Origin of the sequence: Pleionea sediminis, from assembly GCF_007570825.1 — a bacterium.
In the GTDB taxonomy this organism is placed as follows: Bacteria; Pseudomonadota; Gammaproteobacteria; order Enterobacterales; family Kangiellaceae; genus Pleionea; species Pleionea sediminis.
The window spans coordinates 1,618,436-1,642,229 of sequence record NZ_SUNB01000001.1 but is presented as its reverse complement, the minus strand read 5'-3'; the positions used below and the strand labels follow the sequence as shown (position 1 = coordinate 1,642,229).

General features: G+C 41.2%; 25 protein-coding genes and 1 riboswitch. Of the genes, 18 read left to right on the top strand and 7 right to left on the bottom strand.

Annotated features, from left to right (window positions below):
* Window positions 1-59: 59 nt before the first annotated feature.
* The 3 genes from FAX86_RS06640 (at window position 60) to FAX86_RS06630 (ending at window position 2,184) form a co-directional block, all read left to right on the top strand.
* Window positions 60-656 carry an FMN-dependent NADH-azoreductase gene (locus tag FAX86_RS06640; RefSeq protein WP_144392549.1) on the top strand — a complete coding sequence of 199 codons (597 nt, stop codon included), beginning with the start codon at window positions 60-62 and terminating at the stop codon, window positions 654-656.
* Between the two features lie 8 nt (window positions 657-664).
* Window positions 665-1,510 (top strand): pirin family protein, encoded by an 846-nt coding sequence (locus tag FAX86_RS06635; RefSeq protein ID WP_144392548.1) that lies wholly within the window; start codon window positions 665-667, stop codon window positions 1,508-1,510.
* 155 nt (window positions 1,511-1,665) lie between these two features.
* Window positions 1,666-2,184 (top strand): hypothetical protein, encoded by a 519-nt coding sequence (locus FAX86_RS06630; RefSeq protein ID WP_144392547.1) that lies wholly within the window; start codon window positions 1,666-1,668, stop codon window positions 2,182-2,184.
* Window positions 2,185-2,282: 98 nt separating this feature from the next.
* Here FAX86_RS06630 and FAX86_RS06625 read toward each other — a convergent pair whose 3' ends face one another.
* Together FAX86_RS06625 and FAX86_RS06620 are read right to left on the bottom strand one after the other, a co-directional pair.
* Complete coding sequence (locus FAX86_RS06625) at window positions 2,283-2,894, bottom strand: hypothetical protein (RefSeq protein WP_144392546.1); 612 nt, start codon at window positions 2,892-2,894, stop codon at window positions 2,283-2,285.
* A gap of 18 nt (window positions 2,895-2,912) precedes the next feature.
* Window positions 2,913-4,703 carry a serine/threonine protein kinase gene (locus FAX86_RS06620; protein WP_144392545.1) on the bottom strand — a complete coding sequence of 597 codons (1,791 nt, stop codon included), beginning with the start codon at window positions 4,701-4,703 and terminating at the stop codon, window positions 2,913-2,915.
* Window positions 4,704-4,964: 261 nt separating this feature from the next.
* Here FAX86_RS06620 and FAX86_RS06615 point away from each other — a divergent pair, with 261 nt between their 5' ends.
* The 4 genes from FAX86_RS06615 (at window position 4,965) to FAX86_RS06600 (ending at window position 9,388) form a co-directional block, all read left to right on the top strand.
* Window positions 4,965-6,083 (top strand): DUF2868 domain-containing protein, encoded by a 1,119-nt coding sequence (locus FAX86_RS06615; protein WP_144392544.1) that lies wholly within the window; start codon window positions 4,965-4,967, stop codon window positions 6,081-6,083.
* Window positions 6,073-7,452 carry a DUF3482 domain-containing protein gene (locus FAX86_RS06610; RefSeq protein ID WP_144392543.1) on the top strand — a complete coding sequence of 460 codons (1,380 nt, stop codon included), beginning with the start codon at window positions 6,073-6,075 and terminating at the stop codon, window positions 7,450-7,452. Before FAX86_RS06615 ends, FAX86_RS06610 begins: the two co-directional genes overlap by 11 nt.
* 82 nt (window positions 7,453-7,534) lie before the next feature.
* Window positions 7,535-8,935, top strand: a complete 1,401-nt coding sequence (locus FAX86_RS06605; RefSeq protein ID WP_144392542.1) for an Ada metal-binding domain-containing protein — start codon at window positions 7,535-7,537, stop codon at window positions 8,933-8,935.
* On the top strand, window positions 8,936-9,388 hold the full coding sequence (locus FAX86_RS06600; RefSeq protein WP_205859115.1) for a methylated-DNA--[protein]-cysteine S-methyltransferase: 453 nt from the start codon (window positions 8,936-8,938) through the stop codon (window positions 9,386-9,388).
* Between the two features lie 71 nt (window positions 9,389-9,459).
* On the opposite strand, the gene FAX86_RS06595 is transcribed toward FAX86_RS06600, so the two are convergent.
* From FAX86_RS06595 to pepQ, 3 genes are all read right to left on the bottom strand, one after another.
* Window positions 9,460-9,834 carry a SirB2 family protein gene (locus FAX86_RS06595; protein WP_144392541.1) on the bottom strand — a complete coding sequence of 125 codons (375 nt, stop codon included), beginning with the start codon at window positions 9,832-9,834 and terminating at the stop codon, window positions 9,460-9,462.
* Entirely contained in the window at window positions 9,813-10,427 is a 615-nt protein-coding gene (locus FAX86_RS06590) for a YigZ family protein (RefSeq protein ID WP_246128510.1), read from the bottom strand. Before FAX86_RS06590 ends, FAX86_RS06595 begins: the two co-directional genes overlap by 22 nt.
* A 78-nt stretch (window positions 10,428-10,505) precedes the next feature.
* A complete protein-coding gene (gene pepQ / locus FAX86_RS06585) occupies window positions 10,506-11,834 on the bottom strand; it encodes a Xaa-Pro dipeptidase (protein WP_144392540.1) in 1,329 nt (442 codons plus the stop codon).
* A 341-nt stretch (window positions 11,835-12,175) separates the two neighbouring features.
* Here pepQ and fadB point away from each other — a divergent pair, with 341 nt between their 5' ends.
* Both fadB and fadA read left to right on the top strand, forming a co-directional pair.
* Window positions 12,176-14,320, top strand: coding sequence for a fatty acid oxidation complex subunit alpha FadB (gene fadB, locus FAX86_RS06580; RefSeq protein ID WP_144392539.1), 2,145 nt, complete (start codon window positions 12,176-12,178; stop codon window positions 14,318-14,320).
* 29 nt (window positions 14,321-14,349) lie between these two features.
* The gene (fadA, locus tag FAX86_RS06575; RefSeq protein WP_144392538.1) at window positions 14,350-15,510 is read left to right on the top strand and encodes an acetyl-CoA C-acyltransferase FadA; all 1,161 of its coding nucleotides are present in this window, start codon (window positions 14,350-14,352) and stop codon (window positions 15,508-15,510) included.
* A 98-nt stretch (window positions 15,511-15,608) separates the two neighbouring features.
* On the opposite strand, the gene FAX86_RS06570 is transcribed toward fadA, so the two are convergent.
* Both FAX86_RS06570 and FAX86_RS06565 read right to left on the bottom strand, forming a co-directional pair.
* Window positions 15,609-16,988, bottom strand: a complete 1,380-nt coding sequence (locus tag FAX86_RS06570; protein WP_205859114.1) for a M16 family metallopeptidase — start codon at window positions 16,986-16,988, stop codon at window positions 15,609-15,611.
* Window positions 16,972-18,312: a M16 family metallopeptidase gene (locus FAX86_RS06565; protein ID WP_205859113.1), complete on the bottom strand. Its 1,341-nt coding sequence runs from the start codon at window positions 18,310-18,312 to the stop codon at window positions 16,972-16,974. Before FAX86_RS06565 ends, FAX86_RS06570 begins: the two co-directional genes overlap by 17 nt.
* A gap of 214 nt (window positions 18,313-18,526) precedes the next feature.
* Between FAX86_RS06565 and FAX86_RS06560 the strand changes: the two genes are divergently transcribed.
* The 9 genes from FAX86_RS06560 to FAX86_RS06520 all read left to right on the top strand — a co-directional run bounded on the left by FAX86_RS06560 (window position 18,527) and on the right by FAX86_RS06520 (window position 23,792).
* Entirely contained in the window at window positions 18,527-19,009 is a 483-nt protein-coding gene (locus FAX86_RS06560; RefSeq protein WP_164503484.1) for a Spy/CpxP family protein refolding chaperone, read from the top strand.
* Between the two features lie 49 nt (window positions 19,010-19,058).
* The gene (tusA, locus tag FAX86_RS06555) at window positions 19,059-19,292 is read left to right on the top strand and encodes a sulfurtransferase TusA (protein ID WP_144392536.1); all 234 of its coding nucleotides are present in this window, start codon (window positions 19,059-19,061) and stop codon (window positions 19,290-19,292) included.
* 147 nt (window positions 19,293-19,439) lie between these two features.
* Complete coding sequence (locus FAX86_RS06550; RefSeq protein ID WP_246128508.1) at window positions 19,440-19,988, top strand: DUF1285 domain-containing protein; 549 nt, start codon at window positions 19,440-19,442, stop codon at window positions 19,986-19,988.
* Window positions 19,985-20,221: a hypothetical protein gene (locus FAX86_RS06545; protein ID WP_144392534.1), complete on the top strand. Its 237-nt coding sequence runs from the start codon at window positions 19,985-19,987 to the stop codon at window positions 20,219-20,221. The genes FAX86_RS06550 and FAX86_RS06545 overlap by 4 nt, the downstream gene beginning before the upstream one ends.
* Window positions 20,218-20,589: a VOC family protein gene (locus FAX86_RS06540; protein WP_144392533.1), complete on the top strand. Its 372-nt coding sequence runs from the start codon at window positions 20,218-20,220 to the stop codon at window positions 20,587-20,589. Before FAX86_RS06545 ends, FAX86_RS06540 begins: the two co-directional genes overlap by 4 nt.
* The gene (locus FAX86_RS06535; protein WP_144392532.1) at window positions 20,586-21,107 is read left to right on the top strand and encodes a M23 family metallopeptidase; all 522 of its coding nucleotides are present in this window, start codon (window positions 20,586-20,588) and stop codon (window positions 21,105-21,107) included. The genes FAX86_RS06540 and FAX86_RS06535 overlap by 4 nt, the downstream gene beginning before the upstream one ends.
* 5 nt (window positions 21,108-21,112) lie before the next feature.
* A complete protein-coding gene (locus FAX86_RS06530; protein WP_144392531.1) occupies window positions 21,113-21,643 on the top strand; it encodes a thioredoxin family protein in 531 nt (176 codons plus the stop codon).
* A gap of 32 nt (window positions 21,644-21,675) precedes the next feature.
* Window positions 21,676-21,853, top strand: a riboswitch (cobalamin riboswitch).
* Between the two features lie 122 nt (window positions 21,854-21,975).
* Window positions 21,976-22,758: an ABC transporter ATP-binding protein gene (locus FAX86_RS06525; protein WP_144392530.1), complete on the top strand. Its 783-nt coding sequence runs from the start codon at window positions 21,976-21,978 to the stop codon at window positions 22,756-22,758.
* The gene (locus tag FAX86_RS06520) at window positions 22,755-23,792 is read left to right on the top strand and encodes a FecCD family ABC transporter permease (RefSeq protein ID WP_205859112.1); all 1,038 of its coding nucleotides are present in this window, start codon (window positions 22,755-22,757) and stop codon (window positions 23,790-23,792) included. Before FAX86_RS06525 ends, FAX86_RS06520 begins: the two co-directional genes overlap by 4 nt.
* Window positions 23,793-23,794 lie beyond the last annotated feature (2 nt).

Here is a 23,794-nt window from a genome sequence, read left to right as displayed (position 1 = left end):
ATGAATATATCATAGGTACATAGCCAATTAAATCACATTGAATTAACAGCGAGTTCACTATGAATATACTACACATTGAATCCAGTATTTTTGCCGAAAATGGCGTGTCGAGCCAATTAACGCGTCGCTTGATTGACACCATAAAAAGTCGTAAGTCAGACGCAGAAGTCCGATCAAAACATTTTGCCAATGAGCCGGTTCCTCATTTCGATGGTTTATTTTTAAACGCGTTAATGAAAGAAGAAGCGAAACGAACGGATGAGGAGAAGGAAAAAGCAAACTACGCCGACCAACAAATTGCCGACATCCAATGGGCCGACACACTGGTAATTGGTATGCCCATGTACAATTTTAGTGTTCCATCGATGCTGAAAGCCTGGTTTGATTTTGTTGCTCGAGCGGGTGTGACATTTCGTTATACCGAAAATGGACCAGAGGGTTTATTAAAGGGTAAAAAAGCCTACATAGTCGCAACCCGTGGTGGGCAATATAAAGACACGCCAACAGACAGTCAGGCGCCGTTTATAAAAACCTTTTTAAATTTTATTGGCATTGAAGACATTGAGTTTATCTATGCTGAAGGTCTTAATATGGGTGACGAACTCAAACAGCAAGCCATTGAAAGTGCCGAACATCACATTCAACAAGTCGCTTAGGTGAAATTATGAAAACACGAGACATTACTCAAATTATTCAGGCAAAGCCTGCATCAGACGGTGCCGGTGTGCGCCTCAACCGAACCATTGGTGGTGGCGGGCTGCAAGGTTTCGATCCTTTTTTAATGCTCGATGAATTTAATAGCGATAATGCCGATGATTACATCGCCGGTTTTCCATCGCATCCGCACCGCGGATTTGAAACCGTCACTTATATGCTCGAAGGCAACATGCTGCACGAAGACCACATGGGAAACAAAGGCCTACTGCAATCAGGTGACGTTCAGTGGATGACTGCGGCAAGAGGCATTATTCACTCGGAAATGCCACAGCAAGTCGAAGGCCGAATGCGCGGATTTCAGCTGTGGATCAATTTACCTGCAAAGGAAAAAATGAATGATCCTCACTATGAAGACATTAAAGCGGCGAATATTCCCGTTATAGAAACCGAAGACTACTGGGTTAAAGTAGTTGCCGGCAACCTGGTGCTTAACGGGCAAACGGTTGTAGGTGCGGTAAATGGCATTAGCACCGCGCCCGTGTATTTGGATGTGCGACTAAAACCCAATACATCGCTTACCCTTCCCATTGCCGATACACATAAGTTACTGCTATATGTCTACGAAGGTGAAGCTCGAGTGAATGAAAAGATAGTTAAACAGCAGCAAATGGGTGTTTCTGATTCTGGTGAGGAACTCACATTAAACGCGGGTGATCATGGCTTAAAAGCGTTAGTTTTAGCCGGAAAACCGTTACAAGAACCCATAGCCAATTGGGGGCCGTTTGTAATGAACACCCGAGAGGAAATTGAGCAAGCCATCAGCGATTATCGAAATGGCGTTCTCACGCAGTAATCATCATTCCTATCTTGGCTCTTATGCGGTGCCGATCGAGAGATCGGCACCCAGGCGTTTATAAGTCAGCTATTAAATATTAAAAAAGATTTTCTATTCAGATTGAATTCAGGATAACTCTCCTAAAATGGACTCATCATTAAGGAGAGAACGTCATGTTTAAGAAATTAAGTTTATTGCTCATACTCGGCGCGTGTTCGACCGCCAGCTTTGCTGAATCAACAGTTGGTTTTTCTTTATCGAGAGAACACGCCGATATTGGCAATATTGCTTCTTTTAATATTTACAGCCAATTTACCGATTCACGCACTAACTTTGGCTATCAACTCGGTACTGGATTAAGTGCCGCCGAAATCACTGACTACGATGGATACGTTGATCATTACACCGCTTGGGAAGGTTTTGGAAGAATTGGCTTTTTCTCTGACGTTTCTCTATACCTGGAAGCTGGTATCGACATTGGAGAGATGCTATGGCTCGACGACGATCATCATCACGATCACTATTATGATGAACATCACAACGATGTAGACAATTTTATTGGTGCTGGCTTTGGTTTATCACAAGATCATTTTGATTTGAGAGTCTTCAGCCGATATCGATACATCGATGGTTATAACTTACACGACAATCAGGATGTCTTTACCGGCGTAGAATTTTCGTTACATTTTTAAATATTTTTAGTGTATTTACAGTCTGCAAGTTCGTTTATTCTGGTTATTCATAACTGCTATCCTGCAACCCTTTTATCCCGGACATGTCCGGGATTTTTTTAGTTCAATGCAATTAACATGTTTTGTTGTTCTCTATTTACCACTAACTGCATCTGATTTTCAGTCGTTTCATAAGCCACACCATCAACTAATACTTCGGTTTTAATCGGATAAACCCCCTGAGGCATTCCTTTAGGTAACGTAAAAGTAAACTCATTACTAAAAGCACCACATTTATTTGTTTTTGAATTTACCTGCTTAACCAAACTTTTTAATACTTTGTCAGGGTCCTCGTTATCATAGATAGTAATTTTTTCTTGAATATTCAACTCATTACTTTTCTTTCCACGGACCACTTCAAGAGAAGACTGAACCGAGATTTTTTTACCAGGGTTAACAACAGCACCTGGTTTTATTGTGGATTGATAACTTAATAACTGTGGGTTACTAGGAAGCTCTTTATGTTGCTCTTTATATTTGTTAACCACTTGCTTATCATTTCGAGTTTGCTCAGAGCGATAATCGATCACCATATCATAAATAATTTTTGCGGCTACACCAGCGACAATGAGCGCACCCACTGTTCTTAAATGCTTTTTCTTACAGCCTGTACCGACGACTAAAAAGATACATAGAACCAAGACAGAAAAATATTTAAAATTGATGCTCATTTGTTGCTCCTAATATATCTATTCAATAGTAATCGCTTTTTTGGCATTAGCGATGGCTCGCTCGGCATCTTTTTTAAGCTTGATTGCCGGCGCATAATTTTCAACAAAGGCAAGTGCCGACTCTGCTTTTGCTATAGCACAACTGTAGTCATACTTTTTAAAGCAATCTTGCCCGTCGGTTAGAATTGACTTTGCTTTCGCTAACGCATTGTCTTTTTGTTTTATTTCATAATTAGCGCTTTGTAATAAAGATTGTGCTTCCGTATTATCAGCCTCAACACCCAAAGCCTGTTTGGCTTTTTCAATTGTGCAATTAAAATATTTCTTCTCAAAACATTCCTTAGCGCCGATTAAGAGTGACGAGATATTTTCGGAGTGCTCACGAGCGCGATCGTTTACTTTCTGCTGCAATGCTAATAACTCCTGATTTTCAGGTGTTAAGACAAGTGCTTCATCAAGTGCTTTACTGGCACAAGAAAAATCATTATTTGATAAACATAACTTAGCAACCGATTGTAACTCATCAATTTGTTGCTCTAATTCAAAGCGTGCTTTAGCATCCCTCGCTTTCGCCAGTAACTCTTTAGCTTGAGCGTGATTACTTTCAATTTTTAGTATGACATTGGCGTTATCAATGGTGCAGTTAAAGTCATTTTTTTGAAAGCATGTTTGAGCTGCGTTTAAAGTCTCAGAAACTTTCTTTTTTAATTGGTAGTCACCGGAATAAATAACATAGCCGACAGCGACTGCAGCAATAACGGCGGCGCTTGCAACAATAGGAACCAACCCGGCAAATTTAGATGGACCAATTAATCCTTTTAAGAATAAATCAATACTGGGTGTTCTGTTAGCAGCTTCAAGCTGTAATGCATTAGATAATGCTCGCCACTGACGACTACTTAATCCCTTAACGGGTTCAGGTTGTCGATTTAATCCAAGTGCAACCGGTGCAGATTGACCATCGTAGGGATGACGACCGGTCAACAACTCATAAGCAATGATTGCCGCAGCGAACACATCGTCAGATGGTTGTGGTGTTTCTTTATGAAACATTTCAAGACTGGCATAACCCGGAGTGAAAGCTCCTATGCGTCCAGCATCGAAATGATCTTTGGTTTTAATGGCTAATCGAGCAATTCCAAAGTCGAGTACTTTAGCGCCTTCTTTATCCAAAAAAATATTCGCCGGCTTTAAGTCACAATGAATGACACCTTTTTTATGAGCAAAACTTAAAGCGCGACAAAAGTCAGCAATAATTGGGAGTGCTTTATTCTTGGGTAAACCTTTTCCTTCGTGGCGTTTGATCAAAGAATCCAGATCTTCACCCTGAAGCAACTCCATTGTCATAAAAACCGTGTCACCATCACGATCAAAATCGTAAACTGTTACAATATTTGGATGAGATAGTTTTGCCGAACGGCTGGCTTCCCTTTGTAGAGCAACAAAAGCATCGGGATGATTTTTGAAGTCGCCACTTAATACTTTAATGGCAACATAAGGATTATTGTCGCTAGCCTCGACGCGACGCAAATCTTGTGCCTTATAAACCGATCCCATGCCACCAGCACCAATACTGGAATCTAAAACAAAGCGCTGATTAAGAATGATTTTATTGGCTTTCAGTGCACGATCAGCATCTTGTTGTGCTTGAGCAAAACCGTTTTGCGTATTTGTCGATTTGAGTATTTGTCCGATCTGGGTCAACTTTGCTTGCTTGTCGCGAGCTCGTTGAGTTGTCGAGCCAGATTCTCCATCACTTTCGTTATGATGAATATCGGCAGGCGGTTGTCCTTGATGATTGTGGCTCATTGTTTATAGTCTTTTCGTTATCGTCCTTCAACGCTCACTTAATAATCTCAGATATATTCAAGAGCGACAAGTCACTGAGTTCACGTTTCATAGCAATTATGGCATTTGTTATTCGATAGTAATCCGTTTTGGTTAAATTTTTATAGAATCAGATGCGGCGAACTCAAGTTGCATCACAAAACTCGATTAGTTAGGGTAAATCCCTCTATAATAAGGACTTTTATCAACAGGCGCTGATTTCAGCATTCACAAAGGCATCCAGTGACCAGGATTCAACCAGACAGTACCACTCACATATCACGTCCCATCGTTGCTATCGGATTTTTTATTGGCATTTTTTTAAGCTTTGCAGTACTGAGTGGTGATGAAGCTGGCCGTGTCAATTTGTTGTACTTACTGTTGATATTTCTCTTTATTCCTCTGATCAGCGCGGTCATTTCAGTGATTAGCCTAATCCACGGTAAAGGGCTTAATTTTGCGCGGTTAGTTACCCAGATACCCGTCTGGTCGCAATCTCAAAAAGCATATATGCACAAATTGCGGCAAATGAACCTGGATAAGTCCTGGTTTTTTCTACAAAGCCAAGCCGCAGCGCTCGCTTATTCAGCAGCAGGTGTATTGGTTTTTCTTGTATTGTTACTTGTCACAGACATGAATTTCGTCTGGCGCAGCACTTTGCTGAACGCCGAGCAAATATTGCCAGTTTTGGAAGTTATCTCAGCTCCCTGGCCGTTTTGGCCTTCAGCTCAACCACAATTAGAACTTCTACAAATGACTCAAGACTCGAGATTAACGGATAACTATCAAGATCAGTCCGTATTCGGCGATTGGTGGGCTTTTATTCTCGCAACTCAACTGCTTTACTCGTTCATATTGCGAGGTGTCATGTTGGCTTTGGCTAAACTCTGGGTTTCACGCAAAACACAAAATGACATCGAAACTCAATTGAGTCAAAAGTTATCATCGGTAACCCCACAAAAACAACAACACCCGTCGCTTGCACCAATTACTCATGCTTTGCCTTCATCCATTACACTAAATAATTGGGCTGAAATTGATAACAAACTCTTATCGACCATTGGTGCTGCGGAGTTACCAATCATTAAAGCCGGTCCATCTGCCAATGAAAATGAGCAACAACTTGCTGAAGCCTTTAAAGACGATCAGTTATTGGTGGTTAAATCTTGGGAACCACCGATGGGTGAACTATTTGACTTTATGGCATTAGGTCGCGGTTACCTGATTCCAGTGGATATTAAGCAAGGTAGGATCGATGCACCCGAAAAACATCACCTCGAAGAATGGCAACGCTTTATTAACTCATTAAACCAATGGCAACTTTATCTTCCGCAAGAATGGATGAATCACTATGAGTCATGAACAAAAGGCCCAATTTGCGGTTGTGGGCCATCCTAACAAAGGTAAATCATCCATCGTTTCGACGCTGTCTCACAACGACAATATTGGTATTTCCAGTCGAAGTGGCACCACCGAAAAAGCCGATCGATATACAGTTACAACCGATCACGGCTGCTATGACTTAATCGACACGCCAGGATTTCAGCGACCAACTAAAGTTTTAAAGTGGTTGAATCAACAGTGCTCAAATACCAGCGAGCGTGCGCAAACGGTGGTTAGCTTTGTAAACAATTCTGAATGCCAAAGAAATTTTCCTGACGAAGTGGAATTGCTAAAACCAATGACCGAGGGAGCCGCAATTCTTTATGTTGTCGATGGTTCACGTCCTTATGGTCCTGAATATGATGCAGAAATGGAGATCTTGCGTTGGACCGGCCAGCCTTCAATGGCACTTATTAATCCGATAGAAAACTCCGATTGCATTGACGAATGGGAAAACGCTTTAACACAATATTTTAAATCAGTGCGCGTTTTTAATCCCTTGAAAGCGGATTTTGAGAAACAAATTGAACTGTTGCAAACCTTTGCTCATTTAAACCCCAAATGGTCAAACCAATTAAAGCAGATCGTGAAAGACTTATTGCAAAAGCGTGAGCAACAATGTCATGACAGTATCATTGTTCTAGCGCGCCTGGTTGATGACTTATGCCAGTACCAGCAATGCCAAAAAGTACTGACGCCCGATCAGGCAAAGCAAGTCAGGCCCTTGCTCGAGAAACAATACAAACACTGGATGAAGCAGCGTGAAGAAAAGGCGATTAAAGAGTTGCTCGCCAATTACGCTCACTTTCAGACACAGTTTTCTCTCGATCAATTCGATTTACCACCCGATCTTTTTGACTGCGACGAATGGTACGCCTGGGGTCTCAATAAAAAGCAGCTGACTTCCGCCGCCGCGGTGGCTGGTGCCGTGGGAGGCGCAGCAATCGACCTGGCGGTTGCAGGTCACAGTTTTATGTTAGGCGCTATTGGCGGTGGTCTCCTGGGTGCTGGCAGTGCCTGGTTTGGTGCTGATAAACTTATCGATGTAAAAGTTAAAGGACTCCCTCTGGGCGGCTATCAAGCCTGTGTTGGTCCCATAAAAAACCGTAACTTTCCTTACGTAATTATTGGCCGGTTTGTTCACATGTTTCGTCAGATCTCTCAATTAAATCACGCTAACCGTGAAGCTTTAAATTTCAATGCGACCGATTTTCAAGAGAAAGTTGCCTTGCTTGAAAAGTCGGAACAAAAGGAATTGCATCGAGCATGCGATCTATTAATTAAACAAAAGCCGGTCGATAACCTTGCAGATGTATTAATGCCACTGTTTCGAGCGGATACCGATTAAGCCCAGCTGGCATTGAAACCTTAAGACTATTTTAGTTCCGAATCTGGCGAGTTATCCTAACGAGATAGGGTAAACTTGCTTTATGAATACACACACATTCTCCAGTTCTGACTTCAAAACCGCACGATTATCGCGCGACCCGCGTTTTGACGGGCTGTTTTTTATTGCAGTGAAAACCACTGGAATTTTCTGTCGCCCTATTTGCCCCGCTCAATTACCCAAAGAGGAGAATGTCTGTTATTTCAAAACGGCAATCGAAGCAGCAAGAGAAGGATTTCGGCCTTGTCTGCGATGTCGACCGGATAGCGCACCAGGCTCTAATCCATGGCAAGGTGTTGAAACCAGTTTTAATCGAGCAGTAAAACTCATTGATGAAGGATTTCTAACGGAGCATTCGATCGATAAACTATCTGACAAACTCGGTATTACCGATCGGTATTTACGCAAATTGTTTCATCGTTATTTAGGTGTTTCGCCTATTCACTATGCTCAATACCAGCAGTGCATGTTTGCGAAGCAGTTGCTGCATCAATCCCGATTGCCAATTTCAGACATTGCCATAGCAAGTGGCTTCAACAGTGTTCGACGCTTTAATGACTGCTTTAAGAAAATGTTGAAAGTACGTCCATCGGATATACGGAAAAGTACAAAGTCAAAAACCAAACTCGAAGATAATAGAATTCACTTAACGCTATCGTACCGACCACCTTATGACTGGGAGGGTTTGCTTTCCTTTTTATCAACGCGGCAAATTAATCATCTTGAGTGGTTCCATGATAGCGAGTTCAATCGTGAGGGTTACGGACGAACATTTTTTCTGGGCGATATACATGGAGACTTTTTTGTCTCTCCAGTAAAAGATAAAAGTAAGCTCGATATTGCCATTCAACTGGAAGATCCTTCAAAATTAAACGGCGCGGTTAAATTAATTCAAAGAATATTAGATCTTAATTCCAACGCCTCAGCCATTGATCAACAACTAAGCCCTCTTTTTCCCAAAGGTTCTTATAAAACAGGAATAAAAATTCCTCAAACGGCCAGTTTTTTCGAGGCCGGAATTCGCGCTATTTTAGGTCAACAAGTTTCCGTTAAAGCGGCTCAAAACTTGGTAACTCGACTAGTGACAGAGCTGGGTCAAGATTACCAGGAAAACAAAAAGCTTTTTCCAACGGCAATGCAAATCAAAAGCAGCTCTTTGGACTTTCTTAAAATGCCTCAAGCCAGAAGAGAAACATTAAAGAGTTTTGCTGACTGGTATGTGAAAAGTGACGATAGAAAGGTAGAGAATCTATTATCCATTAAAGGTATTGGTCCTTGGACAGTGGATTACATTCGCATGCGTGGTTTGGCTGATACGGATGTTTGGTTAGGATCGGACCTGGGCATTAAAAATGCGCTTAAAAACCACAATATAATTCTGAATGCCGAAGCCGCAAAACCTTGGCGCAGCTATTTAACATTTCAAGTATGGAGCATGCTTTAAATGATATTTATCGATTATTACGAAAGTCCTATCGGTACCATCGAACTTACGGCAAATACGAATGGACTTACTGGACTGTATTTTTCTGAAGAACGTCAGAACACAAACATTAATTCATTACTACAACAAACAAAAAAGCAACTTTCCGAGTATTTTTTGGGTAAACGGAAAGATTTTTCGATTGAATTAAATACGGATGGAACCTGTTTTCAACAGCAAGTATGGAAAAATTTAAGACAAGTTAAATATGGCAAAACAATAAGTTATCAAACGCTTGCCAACACGATTAATCGGCCTAAAGCAGTACGCGCTGTCGGCGCAGCGAATGGAAAAAATCCGATATCTATTATTATTCCGTGCCATCGTGTCATCGGTTCAAACGGTAAACTGACCGGTTATGCAGGAGGTTTGGAAAGAAAAGAATGGTTACTCAATCATGAAAAGGCGATTTAGTTGATTAATTATTTTTAATCAACCTATCTGGTTGACGTTGATACTGCCAACCAGACAAGTATAAATAGTAGTTAAAAAACTGGCTTCGTCATCGCTGCCCAATAGATGGCAAAGAAAGTCGCCAGTGCCGCAATAAACGCAACAATTTTAATTGTTTTTGTTTTGCCTCGCTTAAGCGCAAACGTTCCTAGCACAATATATGCAACGAGTAACAATAACTTTAATGTTACAAAATCAACTTTTAAGGGATACATTCCAGACATCACAACCAATATTACAGCAGAAACTAATAATATTGTGTCTACAATGTGAGGAACGATTTTTACCGGCTTGGCATTCAACATTTTAGAGCCACTGATCATCCAGTAGCCACGAATAACGAAGCCTAACAAAGATAATCCTGCAAAGGTCATGTGCAAATGTTTTACGATTGGATAGATTTCCATTGGACTTTTTCCCCAAAGCGAACAATAAGTTGTTCTGTTAGTGTTGTTTTATTTTCAGCTGGCAAAGCGACCTGATAAGTCACTTGCGCATCATATTCAGTATTTATTATTTCAGCATCAACTAATTTCAGTTCATACTCAATATCTTTGGCGCATTCATAAGCACCAACAATTTTGAGCCAAGCTTTATCAATTTTGTCAGTAACTTCTATTTGCTCCATTACGAGCTTTACACCGCCACCATAAGCACGAGCCAATCCGCCGGTTCCGAGCTTTGTTCCACCATAGTATCGTGTACAAACAACAATAATGTCGCCAATGCCTGAGTGTTGCAAAATATTTAGCATCGGCTTTCCTGCGGTACCCGCTGGTTCACCATCATCACTGCAGCCGATTAGAGTTGTGCTTTTTGGATCACCGACGATATAAGCCCAACAGTGATGTGTAGCATCTGGTTCTGCTTCACGTAACTGCTTTAAATATCCTTTAGCAGCCTCCACAGTATCAACATTGATGGCACGAGAAATAAATCGACTGCCTTTGATGACCTCTTCGACTTCGACTGGCTTTGCAGGAACAGAATATCCAGACATAATTACCGCTTAGTTCACTGAGTAACTCATTAAGGACGCACAACAGACGAAGAAAAAAGCCCGTTGTGCTGTTTCCTTTTAATCGACTTGAGCAAATGCTTCTCGAGAAAGGTTTCGATGTCCTTTATCAGTAACAACGATATCATCTTCGATACGAATGCCACCGAACTTTTTAAAGTCTTCGACTTTCTTCCAGTTAACATTGTTATTAAATTCTGACGATTTAATGTCTTTGAGCAGCGACTCAATAAAATACAAACCAGGCTCTACGGTTAATACTTGAGACGCTTCTAACTTACGTGTGTTTCTTAAAAAGGGATGTTGCTCCGGTGGGTTTGTCACACCACCTTGTTCATTGGTTTGGTGACCGCCAACATCATGCACTTGTAAGCCTAATTGATGCCCTAAACCGTGAGGGAAGAAAACACTGGATACGCCTTCTTTCACCATTTGCTCAGGCGCCATATCGATAAAACCAAAACGATTTAAAATATCGGAAATTTGATGATGTGCTTGAATGTGCAAATCAACGTATGACCCATTCGGCTTTATTTGCTCAAGCAAACCCAAATGCATTTCATCCATCGCCGCAATCATCTCGGCAAATTCATCATTCTTTTTGAAGGAGTAAGTACGTGTAATATCGGACGCGTAGCCATGAAACTGAGCGCCGGCATCAATCAAAAAGGCATGATGTTCTTTTGGAGGTTCACCTTCGCATCCGGTGTAGTGCAAAATGGCGCCATTACTATTAAGAGCGACAATGTTGCCGTAGGGCATGTCATTTTCTAACTGCTTTGCCGCCTTCAAATAAGCCAGTTGGATTCCTTGCTCAGTTTCTTTTGCGTAAAAAGCGTCTTTGGCTGCGGTATGCGCTCTGGCAGCAATAACGTTAGCTTGCCACAAACATTCAATTTCATAATCTGACTTATAAGCTCGGTGCCAGTACAAAGGATATACAATCGTTTCTGGATTCTGTGCCGAAAAGCTTACTGCATCTAACACACCTTCCTTTTGACCAAGAAGAATCACTCGACCTTCTTTCGGGATGTGCGACAAAGCTTCTTGTGGTCGCTGAATAATTTGAATGTCAAAATACTTTACCCAGGGACCTTCTGGATCGACCGGAACCGTATGCCAAAAATCAACGGGTTGGTAATAACACAGGGTCGGTTTACCCGATTGAGGTAGTATGATCTGACAGTGGGGATGATCAGCCAATGGTAAAACTGCTTTAAAGTGAGGATTCACTTTAAATGGATAGTCCATGTCATCGAGATATTTGCGAATGGGCATACCAGAGGGAATAACAGCATAATCATACTTGTGTTCCGCCAGCAGGCTTTGATAACGCTCCAGCAGAGCTTCGAAATGTGCGTCAAAGGTCGCTTCAATGTTTTTAGTCATACCTATCGCTCTTTAATCATCTAAAATTAGCCCTGCATTATACAGATTGAGGCCCAAGCACCAAACCAGCTCTCTCGATGCACCAAATATGATCATTTTAAAACGAGCATTCGACAAGTCTCGTTGAGTCGTTGAATATCACTCATTGTGCGATTTATGCTTAAATTAGGCGCTTGATTAAACTGGCTGGCTACTTGTCTGACCAGTGAACTGTGTTACTATTGTGCCTTATCGCAGTGCAATAATGCGTGTAAGAAACGCTGTACCAAACCAGTATTCTAATTCTAACCTATTGACTTTGATAGGTTTATTAATTCTCTGTACAGGATGGAGTCAATCTTATGATTTTTGAAGGCCAGTCACTGACCTGTCAGTTGCTAGACGGCGGCATTGCCGAAGTCTGCTTTGACAACAAAAACGAATCTGTAAACAAGTTCGACAAAAAGACATTGGAAGAGCTTAAAAACGTTACTGAAGCCCTAACTGGGAACAAAGACGTTAAAGCCGCCATCGTCACCAGTAGTAAGGGTGTCTTTATTGTCGGAGCTGATATCACAGAATTCCAAGGTCTGTTCGCTAACTCACGTGAAGAACTTCTTCAGTGGACAGCGGAAGCCAATTCAATTTTCAATGCTTTTGAAGATCTTCCTTTCCCAACCGTAGCAGCTATTAACGGATTCGCGTTAGGCGGCGGTATGGAAATGGTTTTATCGTGTGATTTGCGTGTAGCATCAACGGCAGCTCAAGTCGGCTTACCAGAAACTCGACTTGGACTTATCCCTGGATTTGGTGGCACGACACGTTTACCAAGAGTTATTGGTAGTGACAACGCCATTGAGTGGATTGCCATGGCGAAACAATATAAGCCTGATGATGCTATCAAAGTTGGCGCCATCGACGCTGTTACTGCTCCAGAAGCCTTAAAAGATATTGCTCTTCAAATGGCGCAAGATGCAATCGATGGAAAGTTGGATTGGCAAAAACGTCGTGAGCAGAAAAAAGGCCCTCTTCATCTTAATAAACTTGAGTCAGCTATGGCATTCACTATCGCCAAAGGCATGGTTGGAGCAAAAGCTGGCAAAAACTATCCAGCACCAATGGAAGCCATTCGAGTTGTTGAAGAAAGCGCGACATTAAGTCGTGACGAAGCACTTAAAATTGAGCACGAAGGTTTTGTCAACGTCGCTCAAACGTCGCAAGCTAATGCGATGATTCAAATTTTCTTAAATGACCAACTGTTAAAGAAAAAAGCAAAGATTGCCGGTAAAGCAGCGAGCAAAGATATTAAATCTTCAGCGGTTCTCGGTGCAGGCATTATGGGTGGCGGAATCGCTTACCAGTCTGCAGTTAAAGGCATTCCTGCGGTCATGAAAGATATCCGTCAAGAAGCTTTAGAACTTGGTATGGGCGAAGCGCAAAAGATTTTAGGCAAAGGCATGAAAATTGGCAAAGTAAGCGCTGAAAAAATGGCGAAAACAATTGCTAATATCAAACCTACCTTAAATTACGAAGACGTTAAGCCAGTCGACATTGTTGTTGAAGCCGTTGTTGAAAATCCCAAAGTAAAAGACGCTGTGCTAACCGAAGTTGAAGGTTTAATTGCTGATGACGCAATCTTAACCTCTAACACTTCTACGATTTCAATCGATTTATTGGCAAAGAACCTCAAACGCCCAGAAAAATTCTGCGGTATGCACTTCTTTAATCCCGTGCATAAAATGCCTTTGGTAGAAGTTATTCGCGGCGAAAAGTCGAGTGATGAAACTATTGCAGCCGTTGTTGCTTACGCAAGCGCAATCGGAAAATCACCTATCGTTGTTGGTGACTGCCCAGGATTCTTTGTAAACCGAGTTCTTTTCCCTTATTTGCGTGGCTTCAGTCAAATGCTGCAAGAAGGCGCTGACTTCCGTGCTGTTGATAAAACGATGGAAAAATTTGGTTGGCCAATGGGCCCATCTTACTTGCTAGATGTTGTAGGAATTGATACTGCCGTTCACTGTGTGAGTGTGATGGCTGAAGGTTTCCCCGATCGAATGAGTGCTCTTGATGGCGATCCAATCAAAAACCTGGTCGATAAAGACATGTTTGGTCAAAAATCGGGTAGTGGCTTTTACGTTTACTCGGTTGATAAAAAAGGTCGACCTAAGAAAGACGTTGACGAAAATGTATTCGGTATTATTGGTAAACCTTCAAAAGACTTTGATTCGCAAGAGACTATTGAGCGCTTAATGGTGCCAATGATTTTTGAAGTGGCTCGTTGTATTGAAGAAGGTATTGTTGAAACACGGGCTGAAGCCGATATGGGTCTGGTTTACGGATTAGGGTTCCCTCCATTCCGTGGTGGCGCTTTGAAATACGCCGATGAGCTAGGTATTGATACGCTAATGCAGCTATCAGAAAAATATCAGCACTTGGGCGCTGCTTATGAAGCACCAGAAATCATTAAAACGATGGCTAAAGACGGCAAGCGTTTTTATACCGCGTAAGTCGAACCAGAATTCCCAGGAGAATAATTATGACTGAAGTCGTTATTGTAGATGCAATTCGAACCCCTATGGGTCGATCTCGAGGCGGTATGTTTCGTAACGTACGCGCCGAGCAATTATCTGCGCATATCATGCAATCTTTACTCGAGCGTAACTCTGCATTAGATCCCAAAGACATTGAAGATGTAATCTGGGGTTGTGTTCAACAAACATTGGAGCAAGGTTTTAACATTGCTCGAAACGCAGCGATTATGACCGACATTCCACGTACGGTTCCTGCGCAAACGGTAAACCGCTTATGTGGTTCATCGATGCAGGCGCTACATACTGCTGCGCAAGGTATTATGACCGGTCATGGCGATGTTTATATGATTGGTGGCGTTGAGCACATGGGTCATGTACCAATGACTCACGGTATCGATTTTGCGCCTCAAATTGCTAAGTATGCGGCGAAAGGCTCAGGCTCTATGGGCTTTACTGCGGAACTACTCGGCAAAATGCATGGTATCACTCGCCAACAACAAGACGAGTTTGCTTACAACTCACATCAAAAAGCGCACAAAGCAACCGTTGAAGGTCGCTTTAAAGATGAAATTGTTGCTATCGAAGGCCACGATGAAAATGGCGCGCTTAAACTGTTTGATTACGATGAAGTTATTCGTGCGGAATCCACAGTTGAAGCACTCGGTAGTTTACGTCCAGCTTTCGATCCAACCGGAACAGTAACCGCAGGAAATGCATCAGCTCTTTCTGACGGAGCTTCAGGCATGTTAGTAATGAGCGCAGAAAAAGCCAAAGCACTTGGCTTAAAACCCATTGCAAAAATTCGTGCCATGGCTTCTGCCGGGTGTGACGCTGCAATAATGGGTTACGGCCCTGTACCGGCGGTACAGAAAGCATTACAACGAGCAAATCTTAAAATTGATGATATTGACTTGTTCGAGCTGAATGAAGCTTTCGCAGCACAATCATTACCGGTACTTAAAGATTTGGGGCTGCTTGATGTTATGGAACAGAAAGTTAACCTCAATGGTGGTGCAATTGCTCTTGGTCATCCTCTAGGATGCTCAGGTTCAAGAATTAGCACAACACTTTTAAGATTGATGCAAAATAAAGACGCTACCTTAGGTGTCGCGACTATGTGTATTGGTCTAGGTCAAGGTATCGCTACTGTATTCGAACGCGTATAACCTGATAAGAAAAGTCCTTGGTAAATAGCCGAGCTCGAATTTCGAGTTCGGCCATTTTTTTTAAAGTGGAATTTTAAAATATAACTACAGCAAGCATTTTACAGTTGGTCACCCATTTCAATTTCTGTTACTGAACCGTATTTTTTTGCAACCTTTCGAATATCATCCGCTTTACCAATCAACACAAACTGCAAGTTGTCTTTTGGAAAATACTGTTTAACCAAATCATTCGCTTTTTCGACCGTCAACTCATTAACGTTGGTATTAAAATTATTAATAAATGAAGGATTAATATTTAATACTTCAAAATCAACAAGCAACTCCGCCAATTCTCCAGCTGTTTCAAACTTTGGAGGGAACTGACCTTTCACATAAGCTTTTGCTGACTTTAAAATAGACTCATTAATACCTTTGTTCCACAGTTGATAATATGTTTTTAGGGCAAGATCAATTGCCTCTTCGGTGGTTGATGTTTTAGTAAATGTCGAAATACGAAAGTATCCATCATTTTTCAATGTTATAAAGTCGCTGCTTGCACTATAAGTTAACCCTGCGTTTACTCGCAAAGCATCATTAAGCCAAGATGTAAAACGACCACCTAGTATTGTATTAATAACTTCCAATGCAACATAATCTTCATTATTTCTCGCAATGCCTTTTCCGCCAATATAAAAAGTTGTTTCTTTTGCATCTTCTTTATTGACTAACAAAACTTGAGCAGACGGAGGTTGCTTCATCTTTTCGATTCTAACAAAATTTTGTTTGTGGCGATTTTTCCAACCAGAAAAAGCTTTCAAAACTTGTTGCTTCATTGATTTAACTTGAAAGTCACCGACAACCGCAATGACAATATTATTTGGTTGATAATATTTTTGATAGAAGTTTTCGATAGCACTTTTATTTATTTTCGATAATGATTTTTGTGTCGCCATGACCTGAACAGAGTATGGATGATCACTAAAATAGAGAGATTTAAAGTAATCACCAACGAGAGCTTTAGGACTCTCTTTACGTTGTTCAATTTGACTCGAGTATCGAGTTAAATATTTATCAAGCTCGTCTTTATTAAAAGTTGGACTCATTAAAGTGTTGGCGATAATATCAATAACGGTTTTTTTATCTTTCTTATGAAATGACGACTGCAGGCCACTAACATCAACGCCTGACCAAGTTGATAAGTTCGCACCTATGAAATCAAGTGCCTCCTCCATTTCTTTTTTCGTCATAGATTTATTACCGAAGCGTAAAGCTTCAGCTGTGACATCAGAAAGGCCTTCTATGGGCGAGTCGACGGCACCTGCAGACACTCGCACTTGAATATTAATTAGAGGTACCTCTTTGTGCTCCATTAAAAGTAACGTCATCCCATTTTCTAACTTAACTTTTTCATAATCTGGTAGTTTAAAATCACCTGCAGAAACACAACAGGACAGAACAGTTAACAATAAAACGACAGAAACCTTATAAATCATCTGCATGAGAATCCTCCTTTAAATCTATAATTCCAACGGTTCGGTTTGCTTTGACAAGATACTTTTTTGCTACGCGTTGAATATCTTCTAAACTGACTTTTTCATAGTATTTAGGAGCATCAAGTAAGCGCTTGTAATCCCCAAAATAAACTTCATAGGAACCTAGCTCATTCGATTTACCATTAATAGTTTGTATCGTGCGATAAAAATTAACGCTTTGGTTATTTTTTATTTTTTGTAGCTCTTCTTCGGATACACCCTTTTTAATGACATCATTAATGACTTCTATCATTGCTTTTTCAAGTACATCAGAAGCAACATCCTGATTTGCCACAGCGTAAACATAAAAGAGATTAGGATCGATGCTTTTGGGTAAGTAAGAAAAAACACCAGATGCCAGTTGTTTTTCATCAACTAACGATTGATAAAGTCGGGATGTATAACCGTCAGATAAAATACTGCTTAATATATCCAGTGAATAATAATCTTCGTGCTTAGACTCAGGTATATGCCATGCCATCATTATATTGGGACTACTAATAGAGGGTTTATGCAGATAAACTCTTCGCTCACCTTTTTGCTCAGGTTCAACGGTATGAATATTTCTTGGTTTTGGGCCATTTTGAATCGGTTCGAAATACTTTTTAGCCAATGCTTTAACTTCGCTAACTTTGACATCACCAGAAATCACAACAACAGCATTATTCGGTGAATAATAAGTTTTATGATAAGTAACCAAATCTTCGAGTGACCATCCTTCGATATCACTGGCATGACCAATGACTGGCCAACTGTATGGATGTGCGCGAAAAGCTGCATTTTTCACTTCTTCACTAATTGCGCGAAAGTTAGAGTTTTCAAGACCGGTTCGTCGCTCAGAGGCAACCACCCCACGTTCGCTTTCCACGACATCTTTTTCAATCGCTAAATGAGCAATGCGATCGGCTTCTAATTGAAAAATGGTTTCCATGGATTCCACCGGAAACCAATTGGTGTAAGCCGTAATATTTTCCGTCGTGTAAGCGTTATTTGCACCACCAGACGCTTCCATGACTCGGTCAAACATTTTTGGTCCGTAATTTTTTGAACCATTAAACATCATGTGTTCAAAAAAATGAGATATTCCGGTAATGCCAGGGTATTCATTACGTGAGCCAACCCGCCAGAATAAATACATATTGGCATTCGGTATGGAGTTATCCTCAACCACAATAATTTTCATGCCATTTTTTAACGTAAACTCATCAATCTCCTCAAGAGATAGAGAATGAGCCAGAGATACATACATTAGACAACTAAAGAGAGCGCCTACTATTTTTTTAACACTCACGAGAGATTTCCTTTTTACAAAATTGACACAGCATCTTAATAACTTTCTGAGCAGAACAAAAGCGATTACTAACAGCAACCCCCCAACCAAAACGAGTAAATAAACGATCTAATAAGAAAAAGATGGCTGAATTCCCACAACTCAAAGCGAAAATCGCGGTAAGTAAATCGCAAATATGAACGTTATAATTAAATTAGACTTTGAGGAGTTACGGATGAAAAAGCTTTCTATACTTGTTTTTTGTATTGGATTACCTCTAAAAGCGATGAGCATTTCTGAGCTTAACGCCGATTTTGCCGATGAAGAGTTTGCCCAGTTTTTCTCAAATACGTTTGAAGCTTCTCTTGCCAAAGCAAAGCAAAATCTGGATGTTTTTTCCAGACACCTAGAACTCTCACCCTCACAAAGAGAAAGTTGGCAACGTTTTGAAATTACGTTTTTAGAGCAACTGGAAGACAGAGAGATACGAAGAAATAAATTAGCCGCTTTTAAACGCCAAAATAAAAGTTTGAATAGTATTGAAACCCTTAATCTTCGCGAAGAACACCTGCAAACACGGTTGCATGAGACACGCCAGCTTATGCTTGTGGTCGACAATTTATATCAACAACTCAACTCTATGCAAAAGGCCAAATTCGACCGGACTATGAATCATTTGTGGCTGAAGCGTTCCTTTTCAACTCACCATCGCAACTAAGCACCAATTGGGTTAAACTCCAGCTTTTATCTCATAACCTAAATAGCCTGTGAAAGATAACACTCGACAATTAGATACTTTGGGATTGCGATGCCCAGAGCCTGTTATGATGATTCGTAAAACCATGCGTGAACTGAAGCCTGGAGAACAACTCGAAGTCATTGCCGACGATCCTTCAACACAAAGAGACATACCTAAATTTTGCCAATTTATGGACCATCAGTTACTAGAGCAATCCGTAAACAATGGTATTTACTCCTTTCTCATAGAAAAGTCCCAGTAACTTTACTGAGTGAAACGATTTTAGAGCAATAGTTTCTAAAGGAAGAAATCTTGATTAGCTTGAGTTCTTATAAACGACCCTCTGCCTTTGCTATCTGTTCCTAAACGCGTAAACTAAACGAGAATAAATCAACATTTAGGCTCAATCGTGGATCTGAATAAACTGGCATCAAGTATCGACGCAGACAATTTACCGCCCGTCGAAAAATGGGATCCGGAATATTGTGGTGAAATTGATATCGAAATCAAACGCGATGGCAGCTGGCATTATATGGGAACACCTATTGGGCGACAAAAACTGGTAAAGCTATTTTCTACCGTTCTAAAAAAGGAGAACGATCAGTACTTCCTGGTAACACCTGTTGAAAAAGTCGGTATTCGGGTTGTTGATGCCCCCTTTGTTGCCGTACTAATGGATGTTCATGAAACAAATGAAGGACAAGCATTGCTGTTTACCGATAATGTCGGCAATCAATTTATCGCAGGGAAAGAACACCCTATTTGGGTTGAAATCGATCCGGAAACCAAAGAACCTTCTCCCTATATTCGAGTTCGTCGTAATCTAGATGCTTTAATTAATCGCAATGTGTTTTATCAACTTGTCGACATCGCAGAACAAGTAGAGCAAAACGGTAAAATCGAGCTTCGAGTTTCCAGTCAGGGAGAGACTTTTTCACTTGGCAAAGTAGAACAATGATCCAATTTACCTTTAAAAAGCCACCATTCCCTGCCCTCATTTGTTATCTAATCGGATTTATCATCATTAGCGTTACCATGGCGCACCAGTTTTTAAACTGGAATTGGTTATCGGTTAAAACAAACCAGCAAATATTTATTGTCGGCGCATTGACCGTAGCCGTTGGCTCTTTACTGAATTGGATATTGCCCCTATTAAAGAAACCAAACAAAACAGAGGACGATCCATCGTGAATCAAATTGTCTGGATCGATTTGGGTGTAAGAGAACTTGATCGAGCCGTTAAGTTCTTTCAAGCCGTTTTACAGCAAAAGTTAAAAGTTGAAGAGTTTGATGGCTACCGTTATGCCGTCTTTGAACACTCGGGTAATAGTGTTTCTGGCTGTCTGGTTCCACAAACAGACTTTGTGCCTTTATCAGCCTCAACACTCATTTATTTTAATGTCGATGGAAGACTGCAGGATGCCGTTGAGCAAGTACCCTTAAATGGCGGTAAGGTCATAAAGACTCCACATTCGATAGGACCTCACGGTGCCCGAGCTATCGTTTTAGACAGTGAAGGAAATACGATTGCCCTGCATTCAACAACTCCGGTTTTATGATCCAGCGCACCTGGCTTAAGAAAAAGCGACTCTTAATACCGCTTACAGTCATACTTGTTGTTTTAATGATACCCAATCATTGGCGAATTCCAGTTGTTGGAGCAACACAAAATGACTGGAATGCCCAGACGTTTTGGTACGAACACTGGGGATCATCAGTCACCCATAAGGGCATTGATATTTTTGGCAATAAAGGCGATCCCGTCGTTGCTGCCAATCACGGAATACTCTTGTACCGAGGGCAACTCTCGAAAGGAGGTAATGTTGTGGTCTTGCTGGGTCCCGAATGGAAAATACATTATTACGCTCACCTTGATTCAATAACAAACGATTCGTGGATTTATTTCTCAGGTGATGCGATTGGCACATTGGGCGATAGTGGTAATGCTCAAGGCAAGCAACCTCATGTCCACTTTAGTATTGTGAGCCTGCTCCCCTACCTTTGGCGAATTGACAGCTCAACACAAGGCTGGAAAAAAATAGTTTATCTTAATCCTATTGATTACATCACAGAGTAACTTTCATGATCCCAGTAAAAATAATTGTCTTCTTAATAATCGTTGGAATTACCGCCGGATGCACAAGCTCTGCAAACCCAACAGCTAAACACTCAGAACTCAGTTCACATTCCTCGTTCCACGCCAAAACAAACGCAATAGGCGAGATCTCTGCCGTTGAATTACTCGACAAGTACACAGCCTTTTCCAGCACGTATCAAAAATATGAGTTATCGGAACAAGATAGCCAACGGCTAAAGGCTATTAAAGATCCGATGGAGCTGATTATTGTGTTTGGAACCTGGTGCCATGACAGTCAACGTGAAGTTCCCAGACTGCTTAAACTTATCGATACCGCGAATAATCCGAATATAAAGACCCGATTGATTGGAGTTGGCTACGATAAGAAAATCCCGATTGAAAATAATCCTTATGGAATTTCAATTCGATACACTCCAACAGCCATTCTCCTGGATAAAGATCACCGCGAAATTGGCCGTATCATTGAAACACCCAATAAAAGCTGGGCAGCTGATATCGAGGCCGTTTTAAACTAATCGGATGATGACTTTCGATTGTCTGTGGTATACTCCCCCGCAGTTAAATCGGTGTGCTCTGCACTTAATAGGGAACGCGGTGTAATTCCGCGGCTGTGCCCGCAACTGTCAGTAAAGCGAAAGAGTTTCCACTGAGAGCTTACGCTCTTGGGAAGGAATCTGGAGGATATCTTTACGAGCCAGGAGACCTGCCGAGTGGCTTGCGAATAAGCCATTTCAAATAAGTATTACCCGAGCGGGTTACTCGGTGGTGCTGTGTGTGCTCAATCTCATAAGATTTCACTTCACAATACCCTCAATCAACTCGCTCAAGCTGTTCAGTTGGAGTTTGAGTGTCAAATACTGTTTTCAAATCAAGTCATCTCTGTTGGCGTGCTGCCGACAAATTGATACTCGATCAACTTAACTTTTCTATCAAACAAGGTGAATTCGTTGGATTGATTGGACCTAATGGTGCTGGTAAGTCATCTCTTTTACGTTGTCTTTATCAAAAAATCACTCAATACCAAGGCGAAATTTCATTTTTAGACCGTGATATTAAAAGCTACTCAAGACAAGAACTCGCAAGTCGCATCGCGGTAGTACTACAAGAACCTCCCAGTCAATTTTCATTAAAGGTTTATGACGTTATTGCCATGGGATTAACGCCTCACAAAAGTCTTCTTTCATTTGATACCGCTAGTGATAGAACGCAAATTGAAGCAGCCGCGACACAAGTTGATTTGACCGATAAGCTCGAACAATATTTTAATTCTTTATCAGGCGGAGAAAAACAACGCGCCATGATTGCACGTGCGATGGTTCAGAAACCTCAAGTACTATTAATGGACGAACCAACCAATCACTTGGATATTAGACACCAACTGGAAGTGCTCGATTTAGCAAGAAGTCTAGACATAACCGTCATCGTCAGTATTCATGACTTAAATTTAGCCGCCGCATTTTGCGATCGCTTTATATTAATGAATAAAGGACAAATCGTTGCCAATGGGTCTCATGAAAATGTATTAACAGAGCAACATTTAAATTCGGTATTTGGTGTGCATGCACACGTTGATCAACACCCATTCCACAAAGGTCCCAGAATAACTTTCGACTTGGGAGACAAGCCGTGAGTTTATTAACAGTTAAACGCCAACAAGGATTCAGTTTGCAATATGCCTTACTGATCACCGGCAGCGTATTTTTTTTAATCGGTACCTTTCTTTTTGCAACCGCAAGTGGCAACGTTGATATCACCTTTGCTCAAGTCATTGATGCAATTTTTTGTGAAGAGAATTGCCAAGTTTCTAATTTACAGCAAAAGATCATATGGGAAATTCGCCTTCCAAGAATTTTAATGGCCTTGTTAACTGGTGCAGGCCTTTCTATTACTGGCGCAGTACTACAAAGCGTAACTCGTAATCCGCTGGCCGATCCCTACTTGTTTGGAATTTCTTCAGGCTCAGCACTGGGTGCGGTCGTTGCAATGGCGTTAATTCCAGCTGCCGTGTTGTCAATTACCTTTGGCGCATTAATCGGTGGCGCTGTTTCTGTTGCACTCATGCTTATACTCGCAGGCCGTTCAGCGTCTCATGTTGAGCGACTGTTACTGGCAGGTGTTGCTGTGTCATTTATGCTAAGTGCCTTTACCAGCCTTATTCTTTATTACTCGAATCCACAAATCGCCGCTCAAATGCTCTTCTGGATGATGGGCAGTTTTTCAAACAGCCAGTGGAACTCACTAGTGATGCCAATGACCATGGTCACCATTGGATTTTTAATATTCTTAGTGTTTCGCCGCTGGTTGACTGCAATTCAAGCTGGAGAAGAAAGTGCTCATACTCTCGGAATACCCGTCAGTCGCTTGCGGTTAATGATGCTGATTGTTTGCTCAGCCATTACCGCTGTGCTCGTCGCTCATGTTGGAGGTATTGGGTTTGTTGGTTTAATGATTCCTCATATTTGTCGCTTTATTATAGGGAATCAAATTCACCGGTTATTAATTCTCTGTCTGTTACTCGGCAGCGCATTTATGATTTGGGTCGATGTTATTGCTCGTTCATTACTCGAAAATCAAGTACTACCCGTTGGCGTAGTTACCTCTGCAGTGGGCAGTTTTTTCTTTTTTGTCATTTTAAAGTCACGCAGTAAAAACGAATTTGATTAACA